6 protein-coding genes and 1 pseudogene are annotated in these 6,250 nt (G+C 74.9%); 3 read left to right on the forward strand and 4 right to left on the reverse strand.

The genetic code is table 11. From position 1 onward, the window contains the following. Nucleotides 1-706: carbohydrate kinase family protein (locus FK498_RS16490; RefSeq protein WP_141856465.1), on the forward strand; the 706-nt coding region annotated here is incomplete at its 5' end. On the opposite strand, the gene FK498_RS16495 is transcribed toward FK498_RS16490, so the two are convergent. Next, nucleotides 696-1,988: an RsmB/NOP family class I SAM-dependent RNA methyltransferase gene (locus FK498_RS16495; protein ID WP_141856467.1), complete on the reverse strand. Its 1,293-nt coding sequence runs from the start codon at nt 1,986-1,988 to the stop codon at nt 696-698. The two genes, FK498_RS16490 and FK498_RS16495, sit on opposite strands and share 11 nt — an antisense overlap. A 115-nt stretch (nt 1,989-2,103) precedes the next feature. On the opposite strand from FK498_RS16495, the gene FK498_RS16500 reads away from it, so the two are divergent. Next, nucleotides 2,104-3,804: a glycosyltransferase family 39 protein gene (locus tag FK498_RS16500; protein WP_141856469.1), complete on the forward strand. Its 1,701-nt coding sequence runs from the start codon at nt 2,104-2,106 to the stop codon at nt 3,802-3,804. Here the strand turns inward: FK498_RS16500 and panC are convergent. Continuing rightward, complete coding sequence (gene panC / locus FK498_RS16505) at nt 3,792-4,646, reverse strand: pantoate--beta-alanine ligase (RefSeq protein ID WP_141856471.1); 855 nt, start codon at nt 4,644-4,646, stop codon at nt 3,792-3,794. The genes FK498_RS16500 and panC overlap by 13 nt on opposite strands. Next, entirely contained in the window at nt 4,637-5,563 is a 927-nt protein-coding gene (htpX, locus tag FK498_RS16510) for a zinc metalloprotease HtpX (protein WP_141856473.1), read from the reverse strand. Before htpX ends, panC begins: the two co-directional genes overlap by 10 nt. Before the next feature lie 88 nt (nt 5,564-5,651). On the opposite strand from htpX, the gene FK498_RS16515 reads away from it, so the two are divergent. Next, nucleotides 5,652-5,798, forward strand: coding sequence for a DUF1674 domain-containing protein (locus tag FK498_RS16515; protein WP_141856475.1), 147 nt, complete (start codon nt 5,652-5,654; stop codon nt 5,796-5,798). 217 nt (nt 5,799-6,015) lie between these two features. Here the strand turns inward: FK498_RS16515 and FK498_RS19430 are convergent. Then, a pseudogene (locus FK498_RS19430) lies at nt 6,016-6,250 on the reverse strand (hypothetical protein); the annotation flags it as partial.

Consider the following 6,250-nt stretch of genomic DNA (forward strand, 5'->3'; position numbering starts at 1 on the left):
CGCGCAGGCCGGGCATGCGGTGACGGTCGCCGGGGTGGTGGGCGACGACCCGCACGGGGCGATGCTGCGCGCGGTGCTCGCGGGGCTCGGGCTCGACGTCTCGGCGGTGCAGGTGCGGCCGGGGCCGACGACGCGCGCGCTGGTGCTGATCGAGCCCTCGGGCGAGCGCACGATCATCGGCGTGGGCGGCTACCGTGCCGAGGAGCTGGACGGCTCGGCGCTGCTCGGCGGCAGCTACGACGCGGTGCTGACCAAGCTGCACGCGCCCGACGTACCGAAGGTGATGGCGGCGCACTGGGCCAAGGGCGCGCTCACCGTGGGCGTGCTGCCGCGCCGCGGCCGCGCCCCGCTCGCCGCCCAGGTGCTGATCGCCTCGGCGGCCGACCTGACGGCGGAGGAGGCGGCCGATCCGCTGCTGCTCGGCCGGACCATGTGCGGCGAGGCGCTGCGCTGGGTGGTGGTGACGCGCGGCGCGCGCGGGGCGGAGGCGTTCGGCATCGACGGCACGCATCACGCCGTGCCGGCGGAGCCGACGGCGGCGGTCGACGTCACCGGCGCGGGCGACGTGTTCGCCGCGGGGCTGACCGACGCGCTGCTGCGCGGCGAGGGGATCGCGGCGGCGCTCGCGCGCGGCTCCGCCTGGGCGGCGCGCCACGTCGCGCACGAGGGCAGCCTGCCGCCCGAAGGCGTGACCCTCACGGCCTGACCAGGCGCGCGGCGAAGAACCCGTCCATGCCGCCGCGCTCGGGCCACAGCGCGGGGGTGGTGCGCAGGAAGCCCCCGCGCGTGACCGCCTCCGGCAGGCCCGGCAGTTCGTCCGTCCCGATCGGATCATGGCGCAAGGGGGCGGCCATGCGGGCGATCGCGCCCTCGCCCTCCTCGGCCTGCAGGCTGCAGACGGCATAGACCAGCCGGCCGCCCGGCCGCAGCATGGCGGCGGCATTGGCGAGCAGCGCGCCCTGCAGCGCGGCGAGGGAGGCGACATCGGCGGCGCGCTTGAGCCGCAGGATGTCGGGATGGCGCCGGATCGTTCCCGTCGCCGTGCAGGGCGCGTCGAGCAGCACCGCGTCCGCGGGCTCGGACGGGCGCCAGGTCGCGGCATCGGCCTCGATCACCTCGGCGGCGAGGCCGAGCCGGGCGAGATTCTGGCGCAGCCGCGCGGCGCGCTCGGGCGAACGCTCGACCGCGCAGACGCGCGCGCCGGCGGCGGCGAGCTGCGCGGTCTTGCCGCCGGGTGCCGCGCAGAGGTCGATCACGCGCTCGCCCGGACGGACGCGGAGCAGGCGGGCGGGCAGGGCGGCCGCGGCGTCCTGCACCCACCAGGCGCCTGCGGCGAAGCCTGGCAGGTCCGGCACGCGGACCTCCGCGGCGAGCCGCAGCGAGCCCGTCGGCAGAACCTCGGCGCCGAGGCGTTCGGCCCAGCTCGCCGCGTCCTCGCCCGGCTTCAGCGTCAGGTCGAGCGGTGCCTCGCGCTGGTGCGCTTCCGCGATCGCGCGCGCGGTCTCGGCCCCGTAGGCGTCGTGCCACGACCGCCAGAGCCAGTCCGGCGTGTCGAGCCGTGGGCCGTCCAGCCCGTCGAGCGCGGCCGCGCCGTCGGCCGCGATCCGCCGCAGCACCGCATTGGCGAGGCCGGTGAAGGCCGCGCCCTTGGGCAGGGCGCGCACGGCGGCGACGGTCGCGCCGACCGCGGCGTGGGGAGGCGTGCCGAGCAGCAGGAGCTGCGCGGCGCCGATGCGCAGGGCGTGGCGCACGGCCTCGGGCGGGGCACGGCGCAGATAGGGTTCGATCACGGCATCGAGCGTGCCGAGGCGGCGCAGCGCCGTGGCGGCGAGCAGGTGCGCGAAGCCGCGGTCGCGCGCCTCGAGCGGCGGCAGCGCATCGAGCGCGTCCTCGAGCGTGCGGTGGCGGCCGAGCACGCTCTCCAGCACCGCGATCGCGGCGCTGCGGGCGCCAGTTCCCGATCCGTCAGGCTGCGCCGTCGTCCGCATGCATGCCCGCTGCCGCGCGGCGGAGGGGCTGTCAAGACTCGCGCGACTGCGTCGCGCGACCGCCGCAGGCGGCTCCGGCCTTGACAGCCCCTCCGCCGCGCGGCCCAACGTCGTCATGCGAACGACGGCGGAAACCGACGCGCGTCAGGACTGGCTCGCCCGCCTGCGTGCGGTGCGGCGACCCTCCCTGCTGATCGTCGCGTTCTGCCTGCTCGTCTTCCTGCCGGGGTTCTTCGCGCTCCCGCCCTCGGACCGCGACGAGAGCCGCTTCGCGCAGGCAACCAAGCAGATGCTCGAGACGGGCGACTTCGTCGAGATCCGCTTCGGCGACGCCGCGCGCAACAAGAAGCCGGTCGGGATCCACTGGGCGCAGGCGGCGTCCGTCGCGGCCGCGACCGCGCTCGGGCTCGCCCGGCGCACCGACATCTGGCCCTACCGGATCCCCTCGCTCGCGGGCGGCATCCTCGCGGCGCTGTTCACCTTCGCGTTCGGCCGGCACCTGGTCGGGCGCGAGGCGGCGCTTCTCGCCGCGCTCATGCTGCCGGCGAGTCTCGTCGTCGTGGTCGAGGCGCACATCGCCAAGACGGATGCGGCGCTTCTTGCCGCGGTCGCGGCGATGATGCTGCTGTTCGCCCGCGCGGCGCTGGCGCCCTCGTCCTTCCGTGCAGGCCATGCGGTCGGGTTCTGGTGCGCGCTCGGCATCGGCGCGCTGCTGAAGGGTCCCGTGGCGCCGATGGTCGCGGGCCTGGCGGCGGCATCGCTCTGGTGGCTCGACCGGCGTGGCAACCGGCCGCGCGCCTGGCTCGCCGCCTTGCGGGCGTCCTGGGGTCTGCCGCTCGCGCTCGCCGTGGTGGCACCCTGGGCGGTGCTGATCTGGATCGCCACCGACGGCGCGTTCTTCGTCGAGGCGCTGCGCGGCGATCTTGGTGGCAAGGTGGCGGGCGCGGACGAGGCGCATGGCGGCCCGCCCGGCTATCACCTGCTGCTCGCGGCGCTGACGCTGTTCCCGGCGAGCCTGATCGTGCTGCGCGCGATCCCCGCCACCTGGGCCGCGCGCGCCGATCCGGCGGTGCGCGTGCTGCTCGCCTGGATCCTCCCGACCTGGCTGGTGTTCGAGCTGCTGCCGACCAAGCTGCCGCATTACGTCATGGTGACGTTCCCGGCGGTGCTGCTGCTGGCCTCGCGCTGGCTGCTCGACCCTGCGCGCCGCGACCCGCCGCGCTGGCTGGGGCATGTCTCCCTCGGGCTGTGGCTGCTTGCGGCGACGGTCCTCGCCGCGCTCGCGATCGCGCTGCCGGTCGGGGCCGGCGGCGGCCTCCCCTGGGGCACGCCGGTCGCGGTGCTGACCGTCGCCGCGCTGGTGTGGGCGGTGCTGCGCGCGCGCGATCCGCGGCGCGCGGCGGTCGCGATGCTGGTCGCAGCACCGGTGCTCTACGCCGCGCTGCTGGAGCTCGTGCTGCCGCGCGTCGAGCCGATCTGGATCGCACCTCGCGTGGTCGCGGCGGCGGAGGCGCACTGGCGCGTGGCCGGCGGCCGTCCGCCGCCGGCGGAACGCCCCTTCGCGACGGCGGGGTTCCACGAGCCGTCGCTCGTCTTCCTTGCCGGCACCGACACGCGGCTGATCCGCGACGGGATCGAGGCCGCGCGGCACCTCGCCGAACGGCCGCGCGGGCTCGCCCTGGTGCGCGACCGCTACGATGCCGCGTTCCGGGCGGAGGCCGAACGGCTCGGCATCGCGCCGCGCGCCGTCGCGACGATCGAGGGGCTGAACTACTCGCGCGGCGAGCGCCTGACGCTGACGCTCTACGCGCGCTGAACCGCGATGTTGTCGATCAGCCGGGTGGCGCCGAGCCGCGCGGCGACCAGGAGGCGCGCCGGCGCGGCGTCGAGGCGGTCGAGCGGGGCGAGCGTCTCGGCATCGCGCAGGTCGAGATAGTCGGGTTCGGCGAAGCCCGCATCGCGCAGCGTGCGCACGGCATCCGGCCGCAGCCCGGCCATGGCCGCGCCGTCGCGGAGTCCCGCCGCCACCGTCTGCAGGACGCGATGCAGCGTCGGCGCCGCCCTACGCTCCGCCGCCGAGAGATAGGCGTTGCGCGAGGACAGCGCGAGCCCGTCGGGCTCGCGCACGGTCGGGACGGCGATCACCTCGAGGCCGAACCCGAGATCGCGCACCATCCGGCGCACGACCAGAAGCTGCTGGTAGTCCTTCTCGCCGAAGAACGCCGCCTCGGGCTGGACATGGCTGAACAGCCGGGCGCAGACCGTGGCCACGCCGGTGAAGAAGTGCGGCCGGATCGCGCCCTCCATCGTCTCGGTCAGGCCCGCGACGGTGACGCGCGTCGCATCGCCCGGCGGGTAGATCTCCTCGACCGATGGCGCGTAGAGCACATGCGCGCCGACACGCTCCAGCAGCGCCGCGTCCGCCGCTTCGGTGCGCGGGTAGCGCGCGAAGTCCTCGTTCGGCGCGAACTGGGTCGGGTTGACGAACACCGAGACGACCACGCGGTCGCACGAGGCGAGCGCGCGTTCGACCAGTGCCGCATGGCCGCGATGCAGCGCCCCCATCGTCGGCACGAAACCGATCCGCCGTCCCTCGCGTCGCCACGGCGCGAGGGCGGCCCGCAGCGCCGCGGCCGTGCGGACGATGCTCAGCGCCATCCGGAGGAGGGCACCGAGCCGCCGGCGCGGCGCGGGGGTGCAGGCCGCGGCGCGATCCCGCCATCGCCGTCCCGGCGGGCCGCGAGCTCGAGCAGCGCGCGCACGCGGTTCTCCGTGCTCGGGTGGGTCGAGAAGAGGTTGTCCATGCGTGCGCCCGAGAGCGGGTTGATGATGAACATGTGGGCGAGGGCGGGATTCGCCTCGGCGTGGTGGTTCTCGATCTGCCGCGCCGCATTCTGCAGCGTGACGAGCGCCGAGGCGAGCCAGCGCGGATTGCCGCAGATCTCGGCGCCCACACGGTCCGCCTCGTATTCGCGCGAGCGGCTGATCGCCATCTGCACCAGCATCGCCGCGAGGGGGGCCAGAATCAGCATCAGGATCAGCCCGATCGGGCCGAACGGGTTGTTGCGGCTGTCGCCGCCGCGGAACAGGAAGCCGAACTGGGCGAGCATCGAGATCGCCCCGGCGATCGTCGCGGTCACCGTCATGATCAGCGTGTCGCGGTTCCTGATGTGCGCGAGCTCGTGCGCGATCACGCCCGCGACCTCCTCCTCCGAGAGGTGGCGCAAGAGCCCTGCGTTCACCGCGACCGCGGCGTTGGCGGGGTCGCGGCCGGTGGCGAAGGCGTTCGGCTGCTCCTCGTCGATCACGTAGAGCGCGGGCATGGGCAGGCCGGCGCGGCGGGCGAGCTGCTCGGTGAGCGCGTAGAGGCGCGGCGCGTCGGCCGGCCCGATCGGGCGGGCGCCGGCCATGCGCAGCACCACCTTGTCGCTGGTCCACCAGGCGAACAGGTTCATCCCGCCGGCGACGAGGAGCGCGACCAGGGCGCCGGACTCGCCGCCGAGGGCGCCGCCGATCACGATGAACAGCGCGGTCAGTCCGGCGAGCAGGATGGCGGTCTTCGCATAACCCGACATGGACGAGGTCCCTCGAGACGGATGGAAGCGAGCATATAGGAACGCCGTCCCTCTTGGCGCGAGTCCCCCGGCGGCTCACATCAGGGGCATGGATGCCACACCCGAGGCGAAGACGCCGCCACCCGTGCCGCCGAAACCCGCGCCGGCCCTGCCCAAGGAGATCGGCGGACCCAAAGGGCCCGAGCCGACACGCTACGGCGACTGGGAGCAGAAGGGCCGCTGCACCGACTTCTGAACGCGGTTGCAGGGCTGCGGCGATCGCGCCCGCTGCCCGGGGAGAACACGCTTGGGGGTGGAGAACGCCTCAACCACATGATCTGGTTGGTCTTTTCCGCTGTCGCAGCAATCGCGATTCGTTCCCGCGACTCGGACCACTCCCTTGATCGTGAAGTTTTCCTCGCCCGCGACTCGGCGCAATCCGTTCCTGCTTTGTTCGTTGCGGCAAGGCAACATCAGGCGGCGCTGAGCCGGCCGAGGCTCCGCAACCAGAGCGCGAGGACGACGTCCCACGCCAGCGCCGGGATCTCGCGCAGGCTCCAGTAGAGCCGGCTCGCGCGCGGGATGCGCCGTCCCGCGGTCGCGCCCAGCCCGCGCGCGGCGAGCCCGGCGATGCGCAGCAGCGCCACGCAGCGCGGCAGGTGATAGCCGCTCGTCACCGCGAGCACCGGCGTGCCGCGCGGGATCAGG

The sequence above is a fragment of the Elioraea sp. Yellowstone genome, from assembly GCF_006704265.1.
GTDB lineage: Bacteria > Pseudomonadota > Alphaproteobacteria > Acetobacterales > Acetobacteraceae > Elioraea.